Here is a 25,834-nt window from a genome sequence, read left to right on the forward strand (position 1 = left end):
CACACCGTCAAAGCCGTCCATTGCAAAACGAGCGTCATCCTAAGTTCTCCCAAACACTTTGCACCGCGGCACTGTCTTCCTCTGAACGACGCAGGATGCGGCTCAGGATATCCAAACGATGGGACGCTAGCGAGACCAGCGAGCTGGTAGGCGTCCCGCGTAGGGCATTTTCCCGAGAACCCGGCACCCACCCCGCCTCGGTGGGGGACAAGAAGCCGGTGGAAACCAGCCCGTTGGTCAGTCCCACCTCGGCAATTCGGGCACTCGCAATGGCAAGTTCGGCGGTGAGCCGATTGGCGCTGATTTGGGCCGACAAATTTTGCGGGGCAATGGCCGCCTGCCGGGCAACTTTCACACGAAGATCCGAGCTGTCGACCGCATCGAGCCAGGCGCGCACGGAGGATTTATGGTGTCCCGGTGATAACTGCACGGGCAGGGGAGCGGTGAGATTCTCCGCGGCCCCATTGCGATTCAAAATTTCCTGAAGCAGATCTGCATCGGAAATTTGGCTGAGCAGTTCAGCTTCGGTTGGTGGCTTCATCCCAGACGAGAGGTCCTCGAAGTGCGGGAATTCGCTTAGGGTTGCCACTACTGGCAGATCAAGGGAACGGCTCACAGCAGCAACCGTAGCCAGCGAAACCCGCCCACGCACCAATTGCTGAGCCAGGGTAGAGCGTTTGATGCCGGCGGCACGACACACGGCCGCCTGCGTGGTGGCACCAGCAACGGAGCTCAGCCATTGCAGGAAGAATTTTGCCGGGACAGTCACGGCCGCAATCCTACGCCAAAGGTGTCAAAGGTGATTGTGGCAGGGAAACACTCCACAACGGGCACAGTTACTTGCCTAGTCATCCTGCGAATCGACGATGCCACGGAAACGCGAGCCCACGCCGTCGTACTCGCTGCGCCGCCACCCGGCCTGCGGATCAGGCAGCTCGGAGTTCTCATGGAAATCGCAAATCACGTAGGTGAATTCCGGCCACCACTTCTTGGGCCGTGCTACCTCGAGGAAGTCGCAGAGGTAACAGCGCAGATCCACCCAGATGGGGCGCTTGCCCGTGGCGTTGGCGCGCGACTGGGCGAGCCAAGCAGGCGGGTTGGCGTCAAGGGCGGCAACCTCGGAAGCACTCATGCGCGAGGGGATGCCGTTGCGGGCAGCCATTTCCGGCGGAATGTTCAGGGCCTGGGCCACTTGCCGGCGGTTCAGTGAGGAGTGCGAGGAAGAGTTGTTTGCCATGGTGTTATCAAGAATAGGGTGAAGCGTCCGTGCTGGCGATTCCTGATGCCCCTTGTCAGTGCTGCGGGGGCCCTGTAGGGGGTGGAGGGGCGGCTCGCCGACGGTGAGAATGGCCACAATTAGAGGGAGTGGGGGAGAAGATTTCCAAGAAATTCGCCGGGAATACAACAAATTTGCGCACCATCCCCTATGCTGTGGGAAAACATCAGGGAATTTAGAGCCCAAATCCGGCCTTGTAGGGCTAGTATGGGGCGCTGAAACACCCCGCCAATACCACGAGCACCTCAGGAGTTTGAAAACCGCATGGCAACGGATTACGACGCACCCCGCAACAAGGACGAAGACCACGAGACAGAGTCGCTTCAGGCGCTCCAGGTTCAGCGTGGCGGTGCACAGACGGCGCATATTGACGTCGAAGATTCAGACACGGCCGAAGGCATGGATCTGCCTGGCGCCGACCTCTCCAACGAAGAGTTGGTGGTTCAGGTCATTCCTGCACAGGATGACGAATTCACCTGTTCTTCCTGCTTCTTGGTTCGCCACCGCAGCCAGGTTGCCCGCGAAAAGAACGGCATGTTCTTCTGCAAGGACTGTGAAGGCTAAAGTACGCTCGCTATGCAGCGCTTTTCAATGAAGCGCTGCGCTTAACGGCGGACTTCGAGGAAAGCTTGGTGCGGATCATGACCGAACGTGTGCAGGAACTGTTAGGCGCCTTCTCTGGCCCCGAAGCCAATGCCGCGGTGCTGCTCTGCGATCGGCATCCCGCTGGCGACATTGCTTTCACGGTCATTGACGCCAACCTGGAATCGGTGGACATCAGTTACGGCGAACTGCGGGAGAAATCCATGCGGTTCGCCGCCGCTTTGTCCTCCTTGGGCGTGCGGCCCGGAGATCACGTGGCCACCCTCATGGGCAAGTCGGCCGAATTGGTTGTTGCATTGCTGGGCATCTGGCGCCTGGGTGCTGTGAATGTTCCGCTGTTCACGGCCTTCGCCCATGACGCCATTGATTTCCGCCTTCAGGCCAGCGGCGCGCGTCTGATTATTTGCGACGCCGATCAGCGCCGCAAGCTGACCCCTCCCGGGGAGATTCCCACCGACGCCTCCCGCCCTGTCATTGTGGCCCGCGGTGATGCTTTCGGTTACGATCACTCGCTGGCGGAGATGGTCGCCGGGATCGGGGCGTATTCCGGTCTTGCCCCGTTGACTGATATTTACGACGCCGGATCCGTCGCCGTAGGCGGTGCCGGCCCCCTAGTCCAATTGTTCACCTCCGGAACCACCGGCCCTCCCAAGGGCGTGCCCATTCCGCTGGCGGCAGTGGCCTCTTTTGTTGGGTACCTCGAATTTGGCTTGGACGTCCGCGAAGCGGATGTTTTCTGGAACATGGCTGATCCGGGTTGGGCCTATGGACTGTACTATGCGCTGCTGGCTCCCATGGCCGCCGGACAGCGCTCATTGCTCCTTACCGCAGGCTTTGACGCCTCTCTGGTCTGGGCCGTGATGGACAAATTTTCGGTCACTAACTTTGCTGCGGCGCCCACGGTGTACCGATCCTTGCGAGCAGGCTCCACGGCCGGCCAAGGCCACACGCTGCGCCGGGCCTCCAGTGCCGGCGAGCCGCTGACTCCGGACGTTATCGATTGGGGGCGCGAGGTGTTGGGCGTCGAGGTCCGTGACCACTACGGACAGACCGAGCACGGTATGGTGGCTGGCAACGCGTGGGCTGATGGTCTGCGCGAGCCGCTGCGGCCTGGTTCGATGGGGCGGGCGCTGCCGGGTTGGAGCGTTGAGGTGTTGTCCAACGAATCCGACACACCAGCCCCGGACATGGTGACCGGGCGAGTGGCCATCAAGGTGGCGGATAGCCCCTTCATGTGGTTCACCTCCTATGTTGATGCGCCGGAGAAAACCGCTGAACGCTTCACGGCCGACGGCGTTTGGTACGTCACCGGGGACGCTGGCAGACGCGACGCCGAGGGCTGCATTTATTTCTCCTCGCGCGATGACGATGTCATCATCATGGCTGGCTACCGCATTGGTCCCTTCGACGTGGAATCTGTGCTGGTGACGCATCCGGCCGTTGCTGAAGCAGCCGTCATTGGCACACCAGACGAAATCCGTGGCGAGGTCCTGGAAGCCTTCGTGGTGTTACACGAACCGGTGTCCGATCCTGAAGCTTTGGCCGTTGAGCTGCAGCAACTCGTCAAGACGAAATTCGCTGCCCATGCTTATCCTCGGCGCATTCATTTTGTGGACGAACTTCCCAAAACGCCCAGCGGTAAGGTCCAACGGTTTATCTTGCGCAAGGATCGTGCAGCCATGACGGACCAGGCGTGACGGACAGCGACCAGGCCAAGCACAGCCAGCAAAGCCATGACAAGCGCGGGGAACAGGACGAGCGTGGAAAATAGCACCACAGTAGGTACTCAGGCCAGCACTGAGTCGGCTCAGGCGTCTGAAATCCAGGTCGTCGATACGCCGGCTGTTTCGGGCATGGCTGTTGCTACACCGGTTGTCGAGACCCCGGCTGTTGAGAGCCAGGTTGTTGAGGCCCCGGCTGTTGCGGGCCTGCCCGTGGCTCCGCCCATTACTGCTCCGCCTGTTACTGCGCCGCCTGCTCGCAGGCGGGCCGCAGGAGCAGTTGGAAAGGGTCCAGCTATTACTGCGGGTCTTGGAGTACTGGGCTTTGCCCTAGAAGTGGCCATGCTGGCTGCTTTTGTCTTCTGGGGATTCAGGCAGGAAAGCCCGTGGGACATGGTCCTGGGTATTGGTGTTCCTGCCATCGTGGTGGTCTTGTGGGGAGTATTTCTTGCGCCCCGAAGCGAACGGCGTCTCAAGCCGGCCGTGGTCCTCTGGGTTGCCACAGCGCTTTTCTTGCTGGCAGCCGTGGCCCTGTTTGGCGCCAACGCCGCGGTCTTGGGCACCCTGATGGCCGTCTTCTCCGTGGGGTATTTTGCTGCCTCAGGATATGTGGCCCGCCAAGCCCGCTGAGCAACGCCAGGGCGCCACGTTCAGTGTGCTGAGCTTGCTGTCTTGAATCTCGTGTCCTGAGCTGGGGCCCTGAAGCTACTGTGCTGAGTGGAGGCTACTGTACTGAGTGTGGGCTCATGAGCGAGCCTCCGGTGAGTTCCTGCACCGTACATTCAGTGTGGCTGCCCACGGATGCCAACCACAGCGAGGCCGCAACTTCATCGCCCAAAGTCTGGGGACCGGCGTCGTTCCCTGAGAGGTCCAGACGTACCTGCAGACCGGCACCGAAGCGCGGCCTGCCCACCACCGTGAGTTGAGTATCTAGGCCGATGCCCAGTGATTCAAGGTGGCGCAGAAGCTCGGGATCGTGATCGCTGATGCGGCTAATACGACCGGCATGGCCGGGATCTAGCTCATCGAGGCGGTGCGAGGGGACCATGGTGATGTTGCCGTGGGCGTCGGGAATGGGGTCGCCGTGCGGGTCGCGCACAGGATGGCCGAGCTTGGCGCTCATGCGTTCGATGAAGTGATCGGAGACAGCGTGTTCGAGTTGCTCGGCTTCGTCATGCACCTCGTCCCAGGTGTAGCCCAGCTCCTGGACCAAATACGTCTCCAAAAGCCTGTGCCGGCGCACCATGGACAGGGCCAGGGAGAGGCCCTGAGCGGTCAAGTGGATGGGGCTGTAAGGCTCGTGATCAACAAGACCCAGATCCTTGAGCTTGCGCACCATTTCCGAAACTGATGAGTTGGCAACGCCGAGCCGGGTAGCCAGCACCGAGGAGGTGATGGGCTTGTCCTGCCATTCGGTGAAGGCATAAATGACCTTGACGTAGTCTTCGATGCTGGAAGAAGTGGCAGTGTGTTTCACGTCCTCCAGCCTACCCGCTAGGCCTGCCCAGTGAATGTCAGCCACAGGAGGAGCGCGTTCAGAGCAACGATGAGGACTACGCTGATCAACGCAGCCACGCGGAGCGGGACGCCGTCGCGGTGCACGCCCATGATTTTCTTGCTGGCGGTCAGCCGCAGGAGCGGTATAAGTGCGAAGGGGATGCCGAAACTCAGGACGATCTGGCTAACAATCAGCGCCCATGTTGGATCCACGCCCGCTGAGAGCAGGATAATGGCCGGAATCAGGCTGATTACCCGGCGGGTCAGCAACGGGATGCGCACCTTGAGGAGCCCGTGCATGATGGTGGCTCCGGCGTAAGCGCCCACCGAGGTGGAGGCTAGGCCCGAGGCCAGCAGACCCACGGCAAACACCACACCAATGACCGGGCCCAGGCTGTCCACCACGGCCGCATGGGCGCCTTCAATGCTGTCGGTTCCGGAGACCCCGTTCAGGGTTGACGCTGCCAGTAGCAGCATGCCGATATTGACTGCGCCGGCCAGTATCAATGCCAGCACCACATCAACGCGAGTGGCCTTGATGATTCGCTTGAGCTTTTCCGGGGTGCTCCGGGCGTCGGGGTGGCGATCATTGGCCAATTGTGAGTGGAGGTAGATGGCGTGCGGCATGACTGTGGCGCCCAGCATCCCCGCGGCAAGCAGAATGCTGTTGGCGCCGTCGAAGCGGGGGATCAGCCCGCCGGCGACTCCGGCGGGATCGGGTGGGCTGAGTACCAGGCCCGCAAGGAATCCGATGGTGATGATGATCAGCAGGAAAATGATGACGGATTCAAAGTGGCGTTGGCCCCGCCGGTTTTGCACACTCAGCAACGCCATGGAGGCAATGCCCACGATCAACCCGCCCAGTGGCAGCGGGATGTGGAACAGCAAATACAGGGCGATGGCGCCGCCCACCACCTCGGCAAGGTCGGTGGCCATCGCCACGAGTTCAGCTTGGAGCCAGTACAACCGGCGGTGGGTGGTGGTGTAGCGTTCGCCCAGATGCTGCGGGAGTGATTTCCCGGTCACTACGCCCAGTTTGGCAGACTGATACTGGACCAACATGGCCATGATGTTGGCTGCCACCAGGACCCAAACCAGCAGGTATCCGTAGCTGGCACCGGAGGTGAGGTTGGCGGCGACATTGCCGGGATCCACGTAGGCAATTGCCGCCACGAAGGCCGGACCGAGCAGCAGTAAAAAGCCGCCGCGTGGTTGGCGGGCTGCCTTGACCTTGGCTGTATCGAGCAAAACTCCACCTTTCGATATGCCTAAAACCAATATTTAGGCATACCGAAATAATAGGGGCACGGTGGAACATTGTCGAGTGCACCTGGGCAATGTTGCGGCGCCGCTAGCGTTTCGTGGCCCGCCATGTTTGGGAGGTGTAGGGCAATTCCATCGCTTCGCCAGGGGTGTGGCCCAGGTGCTCAAAGAGGTACCAACGCAGATTGCTCATGACCTTGTCCCGCACCTGCTCATTGGCTTTCAAGTAGTAGCTGCGTGACTTGGTCAGCTCCATGATGCCCTCCGGTGTGAGTTGCTGAGCCCAGTGTGTTTCCTGGGCCTCTGCCGCGGTGAACTCGGGGCCAATGGTGGGGCGAAAGTCAGGCTTGTGGACATCGCCAGCATGCATGATCCGCGCCAATCGATGGACCCAGGGAAGTCCGACGTCGAGCTGGTTCCATACCAGCCCGAGTACGCCACCGGGACGCAGAACGCGAGCGATTTCGGTGCTTGCGGCGAGCGGGTCGCACCAATGCCACGCCTGGGCAACCACAGCCAGGTCCATGGATTCCGCTGACAGCTCGAGACTTTCCGCGGTGCCGACCATGGTCGTGGCCGCTGGGAGGTCTGCGGCAAGTTGGGCCAGCATGTCTGCTGACGGGTCCACGGCAGTGATGCTCCATTGGCGCTGTGCCAAAAGCTGGGTGTATTTACCGGTGCCAGCGCCAATATCGACGGCGTCGTGGACTGGGCGGGGGCTAGAATCCTCGAGCCAGCTCAGCGACTCCTGCGGGTAACCGGGGCGCACCTTGTGATAGTGATTCCCGCCCACAAGGAAGGCCGTGGCCATGTGTTGGCGACGCTGCGCGTCAAAGACCGGACCGCCGGTGCCTGCCATGGTGCTCCTGAAGATTGTCCCGATAATGCGGTTCAACCTTACCGCCCCTTGAGACCCTCCCGCCCGCGCTCCGCCGGACCGTGACCCTCCCGCCCGCGCTCCGCCGCCGCGAAAGGTGAGTAGTTGCTAATGTTCGGGCGCAACATTAGCAACTACTCACCTTTCGCGGCGGTATGGGGCGGGAGGTAGGCGGATTAGTCCGTGGTGCAGGGGGCCGCGCCGGCGGTACCTGGGGTGTTCGGCGCCCACTGCGGGTAGCTGCGGTCATCATTCACGGGGACCCAGCGGCCGGCATCTACTACGTAATCCCAGCCCAGACCGTCACGCAACAACGCCTGGACACCAGTAATCAGGCGCCGGGCATCTTCCAACTGTGACCCCACCCCAAAGCTCGCCCGTAGTGAGCCGGCCGGCAAGCCCAGACGGTTCAGCAGCGGGTGGGCGCAGAATTTGCCGTCACGGACCCCAACGCCATGTTCAGCCGAGAGATAGGCGGCGACCAATCCGGCGTCGTACCCTGTGACCGAGAAATTTACAACACCTATGCTGCCGCACTCCGGATGCGTGTGGGCGTCCTCGAACAGCGAGTGGACAGTGACGCCGTCGACCTCGTTGAGCCCGGCCACGAGATGGGCGCGCAAGCTCTGCTCATGGTTGTGCCAGTCGTCGGCGTCCAAGGCGGACAAGACCGTGGCCGCCTTGGCGAGGGTTGCGGCACCCAGCACGTTCGGGGTGCCGCCCTCGTGACGGGCAGGCCCCTGCGCCCAGATGATCGACTCGAGCCGGACATCCTTCACGGCCCCGCCGCCGGCAAGGTGCGGGTGACCGGCGTCGAGCCAGTCGGAGCGTCCCACCAGAACCCCCGCGCCGAAAGGAGCGTACAACTTGTGTCCAGAGAAGGCCACGTAGTCAATGCCGGTTTCGGCCACGTTGATGCGGCGGTGGGGAGCCAGCTGGGCGGCATCAACCACGATCCGGGCGCCGTAGCGATGCGCAAGAGCGGCCAGTTCCGCCACGGGGAGCACCTCGCCAGTGACATTGGAGGCTCCGGTGACGGCCAGCAGCAGCACATTGCCGGCCCGCAGCTGCGTCTCCACACGGGCCAGTGTGGAGGCGATGGAACTGGCGGCCACCACGGATCGGTGGGGGAGTGCTTGCCAAGGCAGCAGGTTCGCGTGGTGCTCAATGTCCAGATACAGCACCTCGCCGTGGACGTTGGAACGGCCCTCGGCGTAGCCGCGCTGCTTCAGGAGCGACTCCACGCAGCCGGCCAATAGGTTCAGCGAATCGGTGGTGTTGCGGGTGAAAATGACCGTGTCATCGTCACGGGCGCCGACAAAGTTGGCCACGATCTTCCGCGCATTTTCATAGACCGAGGTGCTGACTTGCGAGGCGAATCCGGCCCCGCGGTGCACGCTCGCGTAGTACGGCAGGACCTCGTTCAGGTGCGCGGCAACCTCTTCGATGGCCGGGGCCGAGGCTGCGTAGTCCAGATTTGCGTACCGCACGTGCCCGCCCTGGATCAGGGGAGCGGATAGATCCTGACCTACCACCGGCAAAAGGGGTGCGTCAGCAAGTTGGGTTTGGTCCAAAACGGCAGTGCTCATGAGAAATTCCTTTGTCACCTTGGACCTTTTGGGGGTGCCAAGAAGTCCGCGCTTGCCATGACCGAACAGGTCTGGCCAGGTCGTCACCCGGGGCACCCCGCCGCGAAAGGAGGGTTGCCGGCCAGCAAACCGGGGTTTAGCGCTGGCACTCGTGACCTATGCCCAAAAGAGTAACCCAAGATTTTTGCTGGTGCATCTATTACGTTTCGTTTCGCAAACCTTGGCAAGCGCTGCGGCCGGGGAAACAAAGAACGACGGCGGGAGGCCGCCGTCGTTCTTAACTCATCTGTGTTATGTGCGTGGATCCGCAGCCGTTGGGTGGGCCCACAACTTCCCAGTCACTTGGGCCCACAGCCGCGAGGGACCCGCCGCGAGCTTGCGAGCGGGAGGAGTTGGGGATTAGCCCAGCAGGTCATCCCAATTCGGGTTCAGGCGCTGCAAAACTTCCGTGTGCAAGATGGAGTTGGTGGCCAAGGCGTTGCCGCCGAACGGGCCTTCGGCGCCTTCGAGAGAGGTGAAGCGGCCGCCGGCTTCCTGCACAATCGGGACCAGGGCGGCCATGTCGTAGAGGTTCAGTTCGGGCTCGCAGGCGATGTCCACGCTGCCCTCGGCAACCATGCAGTACGACCAGAAATCGCCGTAGGCACGGGTACGCCAGACATCGTCGGTGAGGGAGATGAACTCGTCGCGGTTGCCACGTTCCTTCCAGCCTGTCAGCGATGAGTAGGACAGCGAGGCGTCCTTGAGTTCGGCCACGTTGGAGACGCGGATGCGGGTGGCAGCGGCGAGCGATTTGCCCATGTAGGCGCCCGTTCCCTGCGCCGCCCACCAACGCTTGCCCAGCGCAGGTGCACTGACCAGCCCAACCACGGGGACGCCGTCGTCAACCAGAGCAATCAACGTTGCCCAGACCGGGACGCCGCGGACAAAGTTCTTGGTCCCGTCAATGGGGTCGATGATCCAGCGCCGGGATCCGTGGCCGCTGCTGCCAAACTCCTCGCCCAGCACCGCATCGCGCGGGCGAACCCGAGCCAGCTGGCTGCGGATGGATTCCTCGGCGGCCTTGTCGGCATCGGTGACTGGTGTCAGATCCGGCTTGGTCTCAACGGTCAAATCCAAGGCCTTGAAGCGGGACATGGTCAGTGAGTCCACGCTGTCAGCCAGGACATGGGCCAGGCGGAGGTCATCGTTGTACGTCTGGGGTGGGGTCGTCATATGTTCACGCTATCGTGATTTAGCTCCAACAGCTGTCAGCGCCACTTTCGTGAACTTATGCGCAGCGCTGACCGCGAGTGCTGCGCATAAGTTCTCGGGCCGAAAGTTATGCGCGGGACTCGCAGTATGTGGCGAGCATAAAGACCTATGCGCAGAACCCGGGGCGAGTTGTGCGCATAGTGCAGACGACCCGAACGTCATGCGGACGGCCGGCAGGAGGAAGGCCTGCGGTGGGGATTATTCGATGATGCCCAGTTCCTTCTCGGCGGCACGGCCTTCGGTGCGGTCGCTCGTGCCCAGGAGGCGGCGTAACGACGCAAGGCGGGCCGGTCCGGCGTCGCCCGCGTGCCCGGCGGCCACGTAAGGGTCCAAGCTGCAGTTGACCGCGGCGCTGTCATGCTTGCATCCGCGTTCGCAGTCCTCGGTGCCGGGCTGCAGATCGGGGAAAGCCTGCAAGATCCGGTCGGGGTCCACGTGTGCCAGACCGAAGGAGCGGATACCCGGGGTGTCGATGATCCACGAGCCAGGCTGCGCATCCTGCAGCTTCAGTGCCAGCGCCGATGAAGAAGTATGGCGACCGCGGCCAGTAACAGCATTGACGCCGCCGGTGGCACGCTGAGAACCGGTCAGGGCGTTGACCATGGTGGACTTTCCCACACCGGAGTGGCCCACCAGAACGCTGACCTTGCCGTCCAGGTAACCATGGAGCTGTTCCACGGCGCCGCCAGCCAAGAGTGCGGAATCGCCGTCGTCGCTGCGGGCATCAATGCCGGAGGCGCCATCCGCAGCCGTGCGGCTGATGATGACAGTCATGTCGAGGTGCTCGTAGTTGGCCAGCAGCTCGGAAGGGTCTTTGATATCGGTCTTGGTGATGAGCAACAAGGGGCGATCCCGGAGTCATAAGCAGCCACGAGGGCGCGGTCAATGAAGCCGGTACGAGGTTCCGGGTTGGCGGCAGCCACCACAATAACCAGCTGGTCTGCGTTGGCTACAACGGCCCGCTCCACAGGATCGGTGTCGTCGGCACTGCGGCGCAAGAGCGTGCGGCGTTCCTGAATGCGAACCAGCCGGGCGAGGGAATCGGGTTTGCCGGTGGTATCTCCCACCAGTGCCACGAAGTCCCCGGCCACCACCGGGTTACGGCGTAGTTCCCTGGCTCGGGCGGCAATCAGGATGCGCTGCGTGGGCAGATTCTCATCCACGATTGCTGTGTAACGGCCGCGGTCAACCGTGATGATGCGGCCAATGACGGCGTCTTCATGTGCTGGCCGGTCCTTGGTGCGCGGACGGCTGCCTTTCTTGTTGGCTCGTACGCGTACGTCTGATTCGTCCCAGTTACTGTAATCCCGTGCCATGTTCTACGCCTCTGCTTCAACCGCCGCAGTGGGGTCCGCCCCAGGGGATGGTTCGGCCGTTTGAGCGACCATTTGTGCCCACATGGCCGGGAATTCCGGCATGGTCTTTGCCGTGGTGCCAATGTTTTCCACTTCAATGCCGGGAACAGCCAGTCCAATAATGGCGCCGGCCGTGGCCATACGGTGGTCATGGTAGCTGTGGAATACGCCAGCATGCAGGGGAGCGGGGTTGATAATCAGCCCATCCTCGGTCTCTTCGGCGTTGCCGCCCAGAGTGTTGATCTCTGCAACAAGAGCGGCCAAGCGGTCCGTCTCATGGCCACGTAAATGTGAGATTCCACGAAGGCGCGACGGCGTTGACGCCAAGGCGCAGATGGCCGCAGTGGACGGTGCCAGTTCAGAGGTGTCGGAAATATCCACGCCACGGATTTGCGCACCGCCGGTCACCGTCAACACACCATCTTCAAGCGTCACGGTGGCACCGAACTGGGGAAGAATTTCGCGCCACTTATCTCCCACCTGAGTGGTGTTGGTGGGCCAGTTGGGGATGCGCACAGTGCCCCGGGTGGCCAACGCAGCAGCCAGGAACGGACCCGCATTGGACAGATCCTGTTCAAGGGAAACATCAAAGGCCGCAAGGGTAGCGGGCTCCACGATCCAATGCTTGGGGGTGGAATCGTCCACGGCAACACCCATGGACCGCAGAATTTCAACGGTCATGGAAATGTGGTCGACGCTGGGGACAGACTCGCCAATGTGCTCCAGGTGCAGCGGTGTTCTAAAACGTGCGGCGACCAGCAAAATGGCAGAAATGAACTGCGAGGATGCGCCTGCATCAATCTGCACATGCCCACCGTCCACGCCGCCGGTGCCGTGGACGGTAAACGGCAAGAAGCCATCCTCGCCGTCCTCGACACGTACCCCAAGCCCTGCCAACCCGGCCACAATGGGAGCCATGGGACGCACCAAAGCTCCGGGGTCGCCGTCGAACGTCACAGCGCCGGAAATCAGCGCGGCCAGCGGCGGCACAAAGCGCATGACAGTGCCGGCCAAGCCGCAGTCCACCACGATGCCCTCGCTAGGCGCCGAGAAGTCAGCAGGGATGGGGGTGACCAGCAAATCCGGGACGTTGCCGCTACCGGGAACCTCGGTGATGCCGGCGCCCAGAGCACGCAGGGCGCCGATCATGAGGTCGGAATCGCGGGATTGCAGCGGCGCGCGCAGCCGGGATTCACCATTGGCGATGGCTGCGAGCACAAGATACCTATTGGTCAGCGATTTGGATGCCGGAATGGTGACGGTGGCATCCAAGGGTGTTGCGGAAAACGGTGCGGGCCAATGGGCGCTGGTCATGAATTCTTACTGTCCTGTCACATCGTGGGCAAGGGCGCGGACCTGCTTGTCCGCATTCTTCAATTGGGTCTTGGCACTCTTTTTGCCGCTCGCGAGCAGCTTTTCGGTGCGCCAGGCCAGGCCAGGGCGCCCAGCGGTATCAACACTGGCCAGCAGCGCGCCGCCAATCAGACCAATGTTTTGGTCAGCTGGTTGCGGCGGTGGGAGCGGTTCTCCTTGGTGTCTGTGTTCGCGTTGCGGTACTCCACCACTGTGTTCAGTCCGGCGGTCAGCGTAAGGACGACGGCGGCGGGCCGGGAAAACTTGCCGGCTGCCAGCAAGACGCCGGCCCCAACCTGGGCGCCGGCCAGCACGCGGGCGAGGGTTTTCTCGCTGGCTTCTATGGGCAGGGCGGAGCTAATCGGACGCAGAACCGCGGACAGCTGTGTGGCTGTCTCATCGGCGTGACGCAACCGGTCCAAGCCGGCAAAGATGAATGATGACGCCAGCATAGGGCGGGCAAGGGCGCGAACAATGGTCAAGGAGGCCTCCTTATAGTGGTGCGTTCAGCCCTCCGTGGGCGGCCAGGGCCGGCCCTCGGAAGGCACATGCTGTGTACAAGTCTCCCACGACTGATACTGCCGATGCGGTCATTGCGGAATATCCCACGCCGTTACCCGGTTTACATCATTAGCGGCGGGTCCCTTGAAGGGGCACCGAATGCGAGACCACTCATGAACGGAAAGGCGGCAATGCAGACACTGAGTCCTGTGGTGCCTCAGGCGAGCGACGTGAAGCTTACTGTGCGCATAGACTCGTCAGTAATGAACACTTCCGAGCCTGAGCAAACCGTCAGCACCGAACCTGCCACTACCCCGAGGTTGTGAGCACGGACGTTGCAGATGTTGATGTTGCCAATGAGACCACGCAAGCACGGCGCGCGCGTTTTGAGCGTGATGCCATGGTGTACGTTGACCAGCTGTATTCGGCCGCCATGCGCATGGCTAGGAATCCTTCCGACGCCGAAGACCTGGTGCAAGAGGCCTATACCAAGGCTTTTTCAGCGTTCCACCAGTACAAGCCGGGTACCAACCTGAAGGCTTGGCTGTACCGGATCCTGACCAACACGTATATCAATCTGTACCGCAAACGTCAGCGCGAGCCCCTGCAGTCCAATGCGGACACCGTTGAGGACTGGCAGCTTGCACGGGCGGAATCACACACGTCCAAGGGCTTGCGTTCGGCTGAAGCCGATGCCCTGGATCACCTGCCGGATTCAGATGTGAAGAATGCGCTGCAGGCCATCCCGGAGGAATTCCGGCTGGCCGTGTACTTCGCTGACGTCGAGGGATTTGCCTACAAGGAAATCTCAGAAATCATGAACACCCCATTGGCACCGTGATGTCGCGGCTGCACCGGGGACGAAAACTATTGCGTGACATGTTGGCTGACTATGCCGTGGAACGCGGCTACCTCAAGGAAGCCGACCAACTAACTGAGACGGAGAAATGACAATGGGCGACTGCCAGAGCCTGGGCGATTGCGACGATCAACGCATCGTACGAATCTATGAATACTTGGACGGTTCGCTGTCCCGCGAGGACCTCGGCGAGATCAAGGCACACCTTGACGGCTGCGCCGATTGCTCACACGAGTATGACCTCGAATGCGTCATTCGCTCCGTGGTGAAGCGTTCCTGCAAGGAAGCAGCCCCTGAGACCCTCAAGGAAGCCATCTTGGCACGCCTGCACGAAGGCCGCCCCGCAGCCGTTTAGTCGTCTGCTGTTAACTCCTCCGGTCTCAGCGCCTCTGGACGCAGTGCGTCCGGTCTCAGAGCCTCTGGACGCAGGGAAATGGTGCTGTACTGGCTGGCTGGTCTGCCCGTCACGCGCCGGTTAAGGGATCCTGCAATCTGGTGTGCCTGAACTTTCGCCATTTCGGCTTTCTCGCCGGCGAACAGCTCATCTACGGTGCTGGTCCACAGCTGTAGCCACCGGTTGAAATGCTCCAGAGTCAATGGCTCCTTGGCATGGATATCGAAGTGGATTTTCAGCGCATTCCTTTTGTACAAGCCCGCCTTGAAAAGCACTGTCTGCCAGAAATCCGCCATGATGGGCATATGGGCGGCTAAGTCCATATGCACCACGTCGGTGAAAATATGCCCGATCAGGTCGTCGTGGAACGCCTTGGTGTAAAACGTCTCCACCAAGGTCAGGATGTCCTGCCGGGTGGCGATGTCCTGCAGGTCATGGTCTTGTGGGACGGCCTGTCCCGCCCCTGTTTTCGTCTCTAACGGACCGGTCACCTTTGGTGTGTAGACATTAAGGTTCGACGCCGTTCTGCCGGAGTTGCGTGCCAAGCGTTCCATCCGGACCTACGCTGCCACAGCGAGGACAATGAGAATGCCCGCGATGGGCAAGGTAACCACTTTTAGCGCCTCTGAGCCGATGTAGGCAATGTGGGTAGCTGTAGCCACCTTGGCCTGCACCGCAGTGCTTCCGGAGGGACGTAGGGCCGTTTCAGACAATGCCCTGGTCCGTTTTGCCATGGCCGGGCGAAGAATGACTGTTTGCAATGCCAAGGCCAGGATGGCCAGTGACAAGAGGATGCCGATGGGCAGCGTTACCAGATCTTGTCGCTGCGTCCAGGCGCCCACCATCAAAACCACGATGGCAGCTTCGACCATGTTCAGAGCCTTGAAGACTAACCTGCCAATGCCCACCCCCAATGCGTGGGTCATGCCAGGGGCTTTGAATTTCAGGGGAGTCTCGATGAACGAGATGGCAGTGATCATGCCAAACCAGACAAACGGCAACATGGTGAGAAGGACAAGGGCAAACATTTGAGGCTTTCTCGCGAGGCGGGGGAGATGCTGTGTTTCCACCTTATCTTTAAAACACTATTTTCCGTGTTTAATCATAGTGGGCCGCTAGTCACGCTAGTGCGTTCGGGGTTGGCGGGGTGAGGACATGCAAAAGCCCGTCCTGCCATGGTGGCAGAACGGGCTTTTACTTTGATACGTCAAGACTTACGTGTTGGGACGCTTACCGTGGTTAGCGCCGCTCTTCCTACGATCCCGACGCTTACGTGAACGCTTCGACATAGCTACCTCCAATCATTAAAATTGAGATCTCTAAAAACGATCCTCATATAGTTTCGCATAGGTGACACATCCGCACCTAACTGAGTGCCCGTTCAGCTCACGAGTGTCCATATAACGTACGGATGGAGCCACAATACGTCCCTGAACCGTACGTTATGTGGACACTCGAGGGGGAGCGGCGCTGAAAAGGTGCTGTTCTAGAGAGCTTCAGGGATTTCAAGCCACTGGTACCAACCGCGGTGCAGCACCAGCCACGCCATCAGGCCGTAGCCTGCCTGACCGGGAGAGCCAGCATTCGCAGCCACATCGTTACGCCACTGTTCATGGTTCTGCAACGGCGTGAACGTGTCCACGTAGTGGTGCTTGCGGCGTGTGGTGACATCGGCAAAGGCTGCGTTGAGTTCGGCCAGTTTACGGTTCAGAGCTGGATCTAGTGACGGAGGCGGGCCCACCACGAACACCGGAACGCTGAGCTGGGTGGCGCCGTCCAGGATGTTGGCCAAGTTCAGCCGGCTCCGGGCCGTTGACAAGCCGTAGTCAATGTCGCGGCCGGACAGGCCAATGACCAGACGGTTCTCGTGGGAGTCGTCGAATCGGCGTCCGGCCTCGGTTAGCCAGCGCCCAGCCAATGCCTCGGTGCCTTCGCGAGGGCACGCCAAAACATAGGGCTCAATGGAAATGACATCCGAGGGTGTTCTGGCCAGAACTCTGCCCAGCCAGCCCAATGCGCGGGGATCGCCCACACCGGCCACCAATTCGTCGCCCACAGCTACAATTCTCAGGTCCCGGTTCTCCACGGCTCCCCTTTTCCTTCGTTTACAAAAATTGAAAGTCTAAAAAAGGTGCCCGGCCTGATGAAACAGACCGGGCACCTAGGCTGGCTTAGTTACGCTCGAAAGCCTGCTTGACAAGCAACGTTTGCTCGACCGCATGGTTCTTGGCGGAACCGGTGGCCGTGGATGCCGAGGCCGGACGTGAAACCCGAGAAAGCTTCTGATCCAGTTCGGGAGCCAGGTTCAGGCCCATGAACGGCCACGGACCCTGGTTAGCGGGCTCGTCCTGTGCCCACACCAGATCGGCGTTGGGGTACTTGGCAAGTTCAGCCTTGATCTCATCCAGCGGCAACGGGTACAGCTGCTCGACGCGGACAATGGCAACCTTGTTGTCCTCAGCCTTATCGCGTGCTGCGATCAGATCGTAGTACAGCCGGCCGGAGACCAAGATGACGCGGTCGACGGCGTTGTTCTCTACCGTTGCATGCTCACCGATCACGGGGCGGAAGCCGCCCGTGGTGAAGTCCTCCACCGAAGAGGCGGCAGCCTTCAAGCGCAGCAGCTGCTTCGGGGTGAAGATGATCAGCGGCTTGCGCGGGCGGCGGTAGGCCTGACGGCGCAGTAGGTGGAAGTGAGACGCCGGTGTGGTCGGGTTGGCAACGATCATGTTCTCTTCGGCACACATCTGCATGAAGCGCTCAATGCGAGCTGAGGAGTGGTCCGGGCCCTGACCTTCGTAGCCATGCGGCAACATGAGGACCAGTGATGAACGCTGGCCCCACTTCTGCTCGGCGGAGGAAATGAACTCATCGATGACGGTCTGGGCGCCGTTGACGAAGTCACCGAACTGAGCTTCCCAAACTACCAAAGCGTCAGGACGCTCAACGGAGTAACCGTATTCGAACGCCATAGCCGCGTATTCGCTGAGCAGGGAATCGTAGATCCACAGTTTGGCCTGGTCTTCGCTCAGTTCTGTCAGCGGGTTCCACACGTTGCCGTTGGCACGGTCGTGGAATACTGCGTGACGCTGCACGAAGGTGCCGCGGCGTGAATCCTGGCCGGCCATGCGGACGGGAACGCCTTCCATGAGCAGCGAACCGAAGGCCGTGAGCTCGCCAAAGCCCCAGTCGATGCCGCCTTCGCGAGACATCTTCTCGCGCTTTTCCAGCAAGGGCTTTAGCTTGTGGTGCACTTCGAAGCCCTCGGGGATGGCCAAGTGTGTTGCACCGATATGGGCCAGCATGTCGGCGCTGATGGCGGTGATCTGGGGATCGTTGACCCCTGAGTCGGCCTGCTGCGCGATGGGGCGCTCCAGATCCGAAACGGCCTGCGAATCCTTGGTGATGATCGGGATGGGGGAAGTCTGAGCGGCATGCGTTTCAGCGAAGACGCGTTCCAGACGTTCCTGGTAGTCGCGCAGCAGCTGCGTGGCTTCCTCTTCAGTGATGTCGCCGCGGCCGATCAGTGCCTCGGTGTACAGGCGGCGCACTGAACGCTTGGCCTCGATCAGGTTGTACATCAGCGGCTGGGTCATCGAGGGATCGTCACCCTCGTTGTGGCCCCGGCGGCGGTAGCAGACCAGGTCAATGACAACGTCCTTACGGAAGCGCTGCTGGAACTGGTAAGCCAGCTGAGATACACGAACCACAGCTTCGGGGTCGTCACCGTTCACGTGGAACACGGGAGCCTGGATCATCTTGGCAACGTCGGTGGAGTACACCGAGGAGCGCGAGGACGACGGCGCCGTAGTGAAACCAACCTGGTTGTTGACAACAACATGGATGGTTCCACCCGTGCGGTAGCCGCGCAGCTGGGAGAGGTTCAACGTTTCAGCAACAACGCCCTGGCCGGCAAAGGCAGCGTCGCCATGAACCATGATGGGCAGAACGGGGAAGTTCTCGCCCTGGTCCAGACGGTCCTGCTTGGCGCGGACAATGCCCTCGAGGACGCCGTCAACGGCTTCCAGGTGTGAGGGGTTGGCAGCCAAGTAAACCTTGGTCTCGTTGCCGGCGTCGGAGGTGAATGTACCCTCGGTACCCAAGTGGTACTTGACGTCGCCTGAGCCCTGAACGCTACGTGAATCCTGGGTGCCCTCGAATTCGCGGAAGACCTGTGCGTAGGTCTTGCCGGCGATGTTGGTGAGCACGTTCAGGCGGCCGCGGTGCGCCATGCCAATGGCGACCTCGTCCAGGCCGTCGTCGGCAGCATCGGAAATGATGGAGTCCAGCAGCGGAATCAGGGATTCGCCGCCTTCCAGGGAGAAGCGCTTCTGGCCAACGAACTTGGTCTGCAGGAACGTCTCAAACGCTTCGGCAGAGTTCAGCTTGGACACAATGCGCAGCTGCTCTTCGCGGCTCGGCTTGGAGTAGGGGTGCTCCAGCTCGTTCTGGAACCATTCACGCTGTTCCGGTTCCTGAATGTGCATGTATTCGATGCCCGTGGTGCGGCAGTAGGCGTCACGCAGGACACCCAAGATGTCGCGCAGCAGCAACTTGGGCTTGCCGCCGAAGCCGCCGGTGGGCCATTCGCGGTCCAAGTCCCACAGGGTCAGGCCGTACGTGAGCACGTCCAGATCGGGGTGCTTGCGCTGCACAAATTCCAGCGGGTCGGTGTCTGCCATCAGGTGGCCGCGCACACGGTAAGAGTGGATCATCTGCTGGATGCGGGCGACCTTGTTGATCTCATCGGCCGGGTCAACCTGCAGGTCGACGCTCCAGCGGACGGGCTCGTAAGGGATGCGCAGGGATTCGAAGATCTCGTCGTAGAAGTTTTCGGCACCGAGCAGCAGCTGGTGGACCTTCTTCAGGAACTCGCCGGAGCCGGCACCCTGGATGACGCGGTGGTCATAGGTGGAGGTCAGCGTCAGAATCTTTGAGACAGCGTTCTGGGCGATGATCTTTGCGCTGGAACCCTGGTACTCGGCCGGGTAGTCAAGGGAACCGACGCCGATGATGGCGGCCTGGCCCCTGGACAGGCGGGGCACCGAGTGGACGGTGCCAATGCCGCCGGGGTTGGTCAGCGAGACCGTGGTGCCCGAGTGGTCATCAGCGGTGAGCTTGCCTGCGCGGGCCCGCTTGATCAGGTCCTCATAGGTGCGCCAGAACTCGGCAAAGCTGAGTGTCTCGGCCTTCTTGATGTTCGGGACCATGAGCAGGCGGGTGCCGTCCGGCTTAGGCATATCAATGGCAATGCCGAAGTTCACGTGGGGAGGCTGCACGGAAACGGGCTTGCCATCGATTTCTTCGTAGTAGACGTTCATCGACGGGAACTGGCCCAGCGCCTTGATGACGGCGTAGCCGATCAGGTGCGTGAAGGAAACCTTGCCACCACGGGCGCGGGCAAGGTTGGAGTTGATGACGAGGCGGTTGTCGATGAGCAGCTTCGCCGGGATGGCGCGCACGCTGGTGGCCGTGGGAACTTCCAGGCTTGAGACCATGTTGGCGGCGATGGCCTTGGCCGGTCCGCGAAGCACTGTCTTGACAGCCTCTTCCGGTACCGAGACATCTTTAGCGGACTTGGGCAGCTGGGCCGGAATGGGGGTGGTGCCGGTGCGTGCAGCATCCTTGGCAGGAGCGGGAGGACGCGGTGCGGCCGGTGCCTTCGGGGCCACGGCGGGAGCTGCCGGAGCAGCGGCGGTGGGGGCCGGCGTCGAGCTTGCCGCAGGTGCGTTTGCCGCAGGTGCGGCCGGGGCAACAGGTGCCGCGACTACGGGAATCTGGGCGGTAATAGGGGAGGCATTGTTGGCGGTGTGGCGGCCGTTGCCTGCCGCGTCATCGGCTGCGAAACCGTCAAAGAGTGGCCACCACTTTGTGTCCACTGCATTTTTGTCGGCCTTGTAGCGCTCATACAGTTCATCGACGAGCCACTCGTTGCCGCCAAACTCTTCTGGTAGACGGTGGATGGATTGCTCTGGCACGTTTAATACGCCTCTTCCATGAGTTCTTGTTGCCCGCTGTGCATTGCCTGCGCATGTCGACGGCACCCGAATCTGGCGGGTACTGACGGCGCAAAAGTGCGAAGCCTATTCGATATTTGGTGGGGTCCAACAGACCCCTTCCCCGGGTAAGTCTAGTAAGCAATTTAGCCCTTAGGCCAATCTGTGTCACGGCGCGCCCTAGGCAGCGGCCAAAATGAAGCAATTTTGCGGTGAAAGGCATCACAAACGTGACTAGACTCTTACGCGGACAACACCTTAGACGGCCCTTGAGCTGGCTAGTTTTGCTAGTCCGTTTTAGAACGCTTTAGTCCGCCGGGGCCTTGGCTGCCGGCTCGCAGCAATGTAGGAGTGCCATGCGTTTTCTGACCCAGCCCGCCACAGACTTGACCTACTCGGATGTGTTTCTGATTCCATCCCGTTCCACCGTCACATCACGCCTGGATGTGGACTTGTCCAGTAATGATGGCACCGGGACAACCATCCCGCTGGTGGTCTCGAATATGACTGCGGTTTCCGGCAAGCGCATGGCCGAGACCGTGGCCCGGCGTGGTGGGATAGCGATCCTGCCACAGGACGTGCCGCTGGATGTACTGGGCTCGGTCAGTGCATGGATCAAGATGCGTGATTCGCTCTTTGAGACGCCGCTGCTGATGACCCCCGGCGACATCGTCATCGACGCCCTGCACCTCATGGGCAAGCGCTCCCACAACGCCGTGGTGGTGGTTGACGGGAATAACTTTGTGGGCGTGGTGCGTAGCGCGGACTGCGAAGGTGCCGACAGGTTCGCGTCTCTGGCCTCGGTGATGCGTTCGAACGTGCTGACCCTGGACGCCATGCCCTTTGACGACATTCGGGCTCAGGCCGATACGGGCGATCTGGACTTTGCCGCGGCCAAGGAGCTCACGGATGCCGCGTTGCGCTCGGCCTTCGCCGTCTTGGATTCTGCGGGTGCCGACTTTGCCCCCGTGCTGCGTTCCGGCGAAGTGGTGGGTGCCATGACTAGGCTCGGAGCCCTGCGTTCCACCATATACCGGCCAGCCGTTGACGATTCTGGCCGACTCCGCCTGGGTGTGGCCGTTGGCATCAACGGCGATGTGGCCGGGAAGGCTGCGGCGTTGTTGGACTATGGGGTGGACACACTGGTGGTGGATACCGCGCATGGTCATCAGGAAAAGATGTTCGAAGCGCTGCGGGCTGTGCGATCCCTCTCGCCTTCCGTTCCAGTGGCTGCCGGAAACGTTGTCAGCGCCGCCGGTGTGCGCGATCTCATTGAAGCCGGTGCCGACATCATCAAGGTTGGCGTTGGCCCCGGCGCCATGTGCACCACCCGCATGATGACGGCTGTGGGCAGGCCCCAGTTCTCGGCCGTTTTGGAATGTTCGACGGCGGCTGCCGACTTGGGTGCCCATGTTTGGGCCGACGGTGGGGTGCGGTACCCGCGAGATGTGGCCCTGGCCCTGGCGGCAGGAGCCAGCCAGGTCATGATCGGTTCCTGGTTTGCCGGTACTTATGAAAGTCCGGGTGATCTGCAAGTTGACGCCAACGGCCGGCAGTTCAAGGAGAGCTTTGGCATGGCCTCGGCACGGGCGGTGCAGAACCGTTCCGCCGGAGATCAGGCCTTTGAGCGCGCTCGCAAGGGATTGTTCGAAGAGGGTATTTCAACGTCCAAGATGTACCTGGACCCAGTGCGTCCAGGAGTTGAAGATTTGTTGGATATGATCACTGCCGGTCTGCGCAGCTCTTTCACCTACGCGGGTGCCTCCTCGCTGGCGGAGTTCCGTGAGCGGGCCATTGTGGGGGTGCAGTCCGCCGCCGGATATGAGGAAGGCCGGCCGCTGCCGCAAAGCTGGTAGCTGCTTCTTGGCGTGGGGGTTGTTGGGGGAACGCCGCACGTGGGCGGGACAACGGCGTGTCAGCTCAAACTGATTGATTCCTCCACACCCCGGAAACGGCACCGGTTATCCACACCTTTAATGTGGGTCTTCCACGGGCGTGGCCGGGGGAGTCACGATGGGACATGACTCATGTGCGCGGTGGGAAACCGATATCCGTGGTTGCCGAAATTGAACGTCTTGGGAAGGTCGCCCGGCGTAAAGATTTGCTGGCCCGCGGATGTACGGACTGGGGGCTGGCACAGGCTACTGAGGCCGGGCATATTGTCAAAGTCGGACGGGGGTATTTTGCCGTTCCCGGCGCCGACCCGTTGGATATTTGGCTGGCCGGGTATCAAGCTCGGCGCACCTGTTTGAGTAAGGCTAAACAACTCGGCTTGTGGGTGATCCAAGAACCGGCACTTATCCATGTCGCAGCCGCTCATGGTCAAGCTATTTCCGGCTGCGTGGTGCATCGCGTCAGCGGTCCACAAACAATCATGGAAATTTTGCGTCAGTGTATTCAGTGCGGCTCGGAATTAGATGCGCTCCTGGCCATGGAATCCGCGGTGGTGCTCAAACATTGCAACATTCCTGCTCTTCGCGCAGAGTTTTCACGGGATAGAGATGCCCGGGGACGTAACATCCTTGCGATGCTCGACCCGCAGTCAATGTCCATTGTCGAGACCATCGCCAGGTACTACCTACGGCTTGCGGGGTACAACGTTCAGTCCCAGTATTTCCAAAAAGGCGTTGGACATTTGGACCTCTGGATAGATGGTCTGCTTGGTCTTGAAACGGACGGAGCCGCCTACCATAACACTCCAGATGGTTGGGCCACTGATATGGTGCGGGACAATTTGTTGACTGTCCGGGGCATGTGGCATCTGCGTGTGTCCGCTCGAATGATTCTGGAGCGCCCCGAGCTGATGCTGGATTGGGTGCGGCAGACCATGGACAGGATCAATTCCTTACCCGCGTGAGTTGTCGTGTCAGCGCACGGCCGCAGCACTTTGTTTATACGCAGCCAGCTGGCGTTCAGATGCGGTGCAGTGACAGTGACGCAGCTCAGCCGGGTGTGGCGTGCGTATAACTAAAGTGGAATTTGTTTATACGCACGCAGGAGGGTGCGTGCTGCGTATATTGTCAGGAAGTGCACCGGCTCAGCCCGGCCACCACCAGATCAGCGGATGAACAGCAGCCGGTCAACGAATTAACAGTGAGGACGCGCCGTTCAGGGACGCAAGGGTGCCGGGCCGGTGGATCCACGGATGGTCAAGTGGGTTGGCAACACGGATTGGCTGCGGGGGAGTGTGCCTACGCCCGGATTGATCCGACTCAGCAACATGGTGACAGCCACGCGTCCAGCTTGCTCCACAGGCGCAGTGACAGTGGTCAGCGGGGGACTGCAGAAATCGGCACCAAAAATGTCATCGCAGCCCACAAGGCTGATGTCCTCGGGTACCCTCACCCCGCGGGCCGCAAGCCGCTGGAGCATCCCGATCGCCATTAGGTCGTTGAAGGCAATTCCGGCCGTGGCGCCGGAGTAGACCAGGGCGTCGGCCGCGGCGTCGCCTGAATAGGTTCGTGGAGCGAATGGCCCCAATCGATCCATCTGCACACCCCGTTCCTGCGCGGCGGTACTCAATGCTTCCCAGCGACGAATATTCGAGCTGGAGGACCCAGGCCCACCCAGATACGCAATGTGTGAATGGCCCAGCGAGATCAAGTGGTCCAACGCCTGATTCGTAGCGGTGGGAGTGTCCAGTAATACGGAGGGGATGCCCGGGACCTCCCTATTGATGGTCACCAGTGGCATTTTCGTAGCGGCCAACACCAGAGCCTCGTCGTTCAGTCGCGGGGCGGTGAGGATAACGCCGTCGGCCATTTGCATCATTTGCTCAATGGTGTTCACCTCCACCTCTTTCGATTCCTCGGTATCCACCAAGAACTGGGTGTAGCCGGCAGCCTTGAGTTGGAGCTGGGTGCCGCGAATGATGTCGAAGTAGAACGGGTTGGTAATGTCCGCGACCAACACCGCAACAGCCTTGGTCTGCCCTGAGCTCAGGGCCTTTGCCTGGGCATTGGGGACGTACTTCAGCTCCGTGGCGGCCGCTTCGATGCGCGCTCGAGTACGGAAATTGACCCGGCCCGGCGTGGAAAGCGCGCGCGAGACCGTTGAGGCGGCAACACCGGAAAGCGCTGCGACGTCGTGAATGGTGGCAGGTTTCTTGGCCGTGGCGCGCGTTTCGCCGTCGGCGTTGGTGCTGGGTAGAGCACTCATGAGGCACGTCCTTGTGGGGTGGAGTGTGTGGGAATGCGGCGCGGTGTAGCCGACGAAGACAAGGAATGTGATGGACAGCACTGTCCCTTGTCGCAAGAATACGGTTTTTGGCCAAGAATGGCAATCGGTTGTCATTAAGTTGTTTCGCGACTAAACTTCCTCACAGAGGAGTATTTGTGAAGTGAGTCACCGATGCTGGGGCCGCAAGGCGTTTGCATCCGGATCAATCGCATCGAGCCGCACTACGTAAGGACAACCATGAGCAACGACAATAACCCGACGTGGAGCCTCTCAGGATTCGGCGACGAAATTGACCCCGATCCCAAAATTCAGGCCGCTGTCATGCTGGCACTCGGCGCAAAGCACATTGAAGTGCGGAGCGCGTGGGGAACCAATGTTGTGGAACTCGACGACGCCCAGCTCGCAGAACTGAAGGCAATTCTGGATGAAGCGGGACTCAAGGTTTCCGCCGTCGCTAGTCCCATTGGCAAGGTGGACGTGAGCCTTCCCGCCGAACATGAGGTCACCCGTCTGCGCCGCATCATCGCCGTGGCCAAGGTGCTGGACACCCGCTACATTCGCATGTTCTCCTACTTCCGCGCCGAGGATCAGAGCCCGGAAGATATTCGCGACGCCGTGATGGAGCGCATGGTGCTGCTGGCCGCTGAAGCCGAACGGGCTGGCGTCATCTTGATTCACGAGAACGAAAAAGACATCTACGGAGACACCCCGGAACGTGTTCTGGACCTACTGGAGACGGTCAATTCACCGGCACTTCGCGCAGCCTGGGACAACGCCAACTTCGTGCAGGTGGGCGTCAAACCCTACACGGACGCTTACGCGATGCTCCGCCCGTACCTGGAATACCTGCAGGTCAAGGACGCTATTGCCGGCAGTGGCGAAGTAGTGCCCACCGGTCGCGGGGACGGTCAGCTCGTCGAAACCCTCACGGCACTGAGTCAGGATGGCTACACAGGATTTGCTTCCCTTGAGCCGCACTTGGCTGCACAGCATGAACTGGGCGGTTTCTCCGGTCCCGAGGCCTTTGGCGAGGCAGCCCGCGCGTTCCGCTCGGCAACTGACGCCATCGGCATCACGCTTTCTTAGAACCAAGCCTAGTGGCGGCGTCCGGTCAGGG

The 25,834-nt window shown here is 61.0% G+C and carries 21 protein-coding genes, 3 pseudogenes and 1 riboswitch; of the genes and pseudogenes, 8 read left to right on the forward strand and 16 right to left on the reverse strand.

What is annotated here, in order from left to right:
• Positions 1 to 34: 34 nt before the first annotated feature.
• Complete coding sequence (locus tag AS189_RS07380; RefSeq protein ID WP_062287033.1) at positions 35 to 769, reverse strand: hypothetical protein; 735 nt, start codon at positions 767 to 769, stop codon at positions 35 to 37.
• A 75-nt stretch (positions 770 to 844) separates the two neighbouring features.
• Entirely contained in the window at positions 845 to 1,237 is a 393-nt protein-coding gene (locus AS189_RS07385; RefSeq protein ID WP_062293202.1) for a hypothetical protein, read from the reverse strand.
• Positions 1,238 to 1,540: 303 nt separating this feature from the next.
• Between AS189_RS07385 and AS189_RS07390 the strand changes: the two genes are divergently transcribed.
• The 3 genes from AS189_RS07390 (at position 1,541) to AS189_RS07400 (ending at position 4,230) form a co-directional block, all read left to right on the forward strand.
• Positions 1,541 to 1,840 (forward strand): DUF4193 domain-containing protein, encoded by a 300-nt coding sequence (locus AS189_RS07390; protein WP_062287035.1) that lies wholly within the window; start codon positions 1,541 to 1,543, stop codon positions 1,838 to 1,840.
• 77 nt (positions 1,841 to 1,917) lie between these two features.
• Positions 1,918 to 3,576, forward strand: a complete 1,659-nt coding sequence (locus AS189_RS07395; RefSeq protein WP_062293205.1) for an AMP-binding protein — start codon at positions 1,918 to 1,920, stop codon at positions 3,574 to 3,576.
• 63 nt (positions 3,577 to 3,639) lie between these two features.
• Positions 3,640 to 4,230 carry a YrdB family protein gene (locus AS189_RS07400; protein WP_062287037.1) on the forward strand — a complete coding sequence of 197 codons (591 nt, stop codon included), beginning with the start codon at positions 3,640 to 3,642 and terminating at the stop codon, positions 4,228 to 4,230.
• 94 nt (positions 4,231 to 4,324) lie between these two features.
• Here AS189_RS07400 and AS189_RS07405 read toward each other — a convergent pair whose 3' ends face one another.
• The 8 genes and pseudogenes from AS189_RS07405 to AS189_RS07440 all read right to left on the reverse strand — a co-directional run bounded on the left by AS189_RS07405 (position 4,325) and on the right by AS189_RS07440 (position 13,270).
• Positions 4,325 to 5,077: a metal-dependent transcriptional regulator gene (locus tag AS189_RS07405; RefSeq protein WP_062287039.1), complete on the reverse strand. Its 753-nt coding sequence runs from the start codon at positions 5,075 to 5,077 to the stop codon at positions 4,325 to 4,327.
• A gap of 17 nt (positions 5,078 to 5,094) precedes the next feature.
• Positions 5,095 to 6,345: an Nramp family divalent metal transporter gene (locus AS189_RS07410; protein ID WP_062287041.1), complete on the reverse strand. Its 1,251-nt coding sequence runs from the start codon at positions 6,343 to 6,345 to the stop codon at positions 5,095 to 5,097.
• Positions 6,346 to 6,448: 103 nt separating this feature from the next.
• Positions 6,449 to 7,219: a class I SAM-dependent methyltransferase gene (locus AS189_RS07415; protein ID WP_062287043.1), complete on the reverse strand. Its 771-nt coding sequence runs from the start codon at positions 7,217 to 7,219 to the stop codon at positions 6,449 to 6,451.
• Positions 7,220 to 7,413: 194 nt separating this feature from the next.
• Positions 7,414 to 8,826, reverse strand: a complete 1,413-nt coding sequence (locus AS189_RS07420) for an aminotransferase class V-fold PLP-dependent enzyme (protein ID WP_062287045.1) — start codon at positions 8,824 to 8,826, stop codon at positions 7,414 to 7,416.
• 43 nt (positions 8,827 to 8,869) lie between these two features.
• A riboswitch (SAM riboswitch) is annotated at positions 8,870 to 8,983 on the reverse strand.
• A gap of 242 nt (positions 8,984 to 9,225) precedes the next feature.
• The gene (hisN, locus tag AS189_RS07425; RefSeq protein ID WP_062287047.1) at positions 9,226 to 10,041 is read right to left on the reverse strand and encodes a histidinol-phosphatase; all 816 of its coding nucleotides are present in this window, start codon (positions 10,039 to 10,041) and stop codon (positions 9,226 to 9,228) included.
• 237 nt (positions 10,042 to 10,278) lie between these two features.
• A pseudogene (rsgA, locus tag AS189_RS07430) lies at positions 10,279 to 11,396 on the reverse strand (ribosome small subunit-dependent GTPase A).
• Positions 11,397 to 11,399: 3 nt separating this feature from the next.
• Positions 11,400 to 12,749, reverse strand: a complete 1,350-nt coding sequence (aroA, locus tag AS189_RS07435; protein ID WP_062287049.1) for a 3-phosphoshikimate 1-carboxyvinyltransferase — start codon at positions 12,747 to 12,749, stop codon at positions 11,400 to 11,402.
• A 6-nt stretch (positions 12,750 to 12,755) separates the two neighbouring features.
• Positions 12,756 to 13,270, reverse strand: a pseudogene (locus AS189_RS07440) (DoxX family protein).
• Positions 13,271 to 13,626: 356 nt separating this feature from the next.
• Between AS189_RS07440 and AS189_RS07445 the strand changes: the two are divergent.
• Positions 13,627 to 14,240: pseudogene (locus tag AS189_RS07445) on the forward strand (sigma-70 family RNA polymerase sigma factor); the annotation flags it as partial.
• A 2-nt stretch (positions 14,241 to 14,242) separates the two neighbouring features.
• Positions 14,243 to 14,503, forward strand: coding sequence for a mycothiol system anti-sigma-R factor (gene rsrA, locus AS189_RS07450; RefSeq protein WP_062287052.1), 261 nt, complete (start codon positions 14,243 to 14,245; stop codon positions 14,501 to 14,503).
• Here the strand turns inward: rsrA and AS189_RS07455 are convergent.
• The 5 genes from AS189_RS07455 to AS189_RS07470 form a co-directional block, all read right to left on the reverse strand.
• Positions 14,500 to 15,096, reverse strand: a complete 597-nt coding sequence (locus AS189_RS07455) for a group III truncated hemoglobin (protein WP_193393515.1) — start codon at positions 15,094 to 15,096, stop codon at positions 14,500 to 14,502. The genes rsrA and AS189_RS07455 overlap by 4 nt on opposite strands.
• 6 nt (positions 15,097 to 15,102) lie before the next feature.
• On the reverse strand, positions 15,103 to 15,570 hold the full coding sequence (locus AS189_RS07460; RefSeq protein WP_062287054.1) for a hypothetical protein: 468 nt from the start codon (positions 15,568 to 15,570) through the stop codon (positions 15,103 to 15,105).
• A gap of 186 nt (positions 15,571 to 15,756) precedes the next feature.
• Positions 15,757 to 15,831, reverse strand: coding sequence for a 50S ribosomal protein bL37 (locus AS189_RS21210; RefSeq protein ID WP_424581548.1), 75 nt, complete (start codon positions 15,829 to 15,831; stop codon positions 15,757 to 15,759).
• 197 nt (positions 15,832 to 16,028) lie between these two features.
• Positions 16,029 to 16,628, reverse strand: coding sequence for a GDSL-type esterase/lipase family protein (locus AS189_RS07465; RefSeq protein ID WP_062287056.1), 600 nt, complete (start codon positions 16,626 to 16,628; stop codon positions 16,029 to 16,031).
• 85 nt (positions 16,629 to 16,713) lie between these two features.
• Positions 16,714 to 20,520 carry a multifunctional oxoglutarate decarboxylase/oxoglutarate dehydrogenase thiamine pyrophosphate-binding subunit/dihydrolipoyllysine-residue succinyltransferase subunit gene (locus AS189_RS07470; protein ID WP_062287058.1) on the reverse strand — a complete coding sequence of 1,269 codons (3,807 nt, stop codon included), beginning with the start codon at positions 20,518 to 20,520 and terminating at the stop codon, positions 16,714 to 16,716.
• A 374-nt stretch (positions 20,521 to 20,894) separates the two neighbouring features.
• On the opposite strand from AS189_RS07470, the gene AS189_RS07475 reads away from it, so the two are divergent.
• Positions 20,895 to 22,394, forward strand: coding sequence for a GuaB1 family IMP dehydrogenase-related protein (locus AS189_RS07475; protein ID WP_062287060.1), 1,500 nt, complete (start codon positions 20,895 to 20,897; stop codon positions 22,392 to 22,394).
• 164 nt (positions 22,395 to 22,558) lie between these two features.
• The gene (locus AS189_RS07480; RefSeq protein WP_160320802.1) at positions 22,559 to 23,395 is read left to right on the forward strand and encodes an endonuclease domain-containing protein; all 837 of its coding nucleotides are present in this window, start codon (positions 22,559 to 22,561) and stop codon (positions 23,393 to 23,395) included.
• Between the two features lie 251 nt (positions 23,396 to 23,646).
• On the opposite strand, the gene AS189_RS07485 is transcribed toward AS189_RS07480, so the two are convergent.
• Positions 23,647 to 24,696 carry a LacI family DNA-binding transcriptional regulator gene (locus AS189_RS07485; RefSeq protein ID WP_062287064.1) on the reverse strand — a complete coding sequence of 350 codons (1,050 nt, stop codon included), beginning with the start codon at positions 24,694 to 24,696 and terminating at the stop codon, positions 23,647 to 23,649.
• A 258-nt stretch (positions 24,697 to 24,954) separates the two neighbouring features.
• Between AS189_RS07485 and AS189_RS07490 the strand changes: the two genes are divergently transcribed.
• Positions 24,955 to 25,803, forward strand: a complete 849-nt coding sequence (locus AS189_RS07490; RefSeq protein WP_062287066.1) for a sugar phosphate isomerase/epimerase family protein — start codon at positions 24,955 to 24,957, stop codon at positions 25,801 to 25,803.
• The last annotated feature ends 31 nt before the right edge of the window (positions 25,804 to 25,834 follow it).

Source organism: Arthrobacter alpinus, assembly GCF_001445575.1.
GTDB classification, from domain to species: Bacteria; Actinomycetota; Actinomycetes; order Actinomycetales; family Micrococcaceae; genus Specibacter; species Specibacter alpinus_C.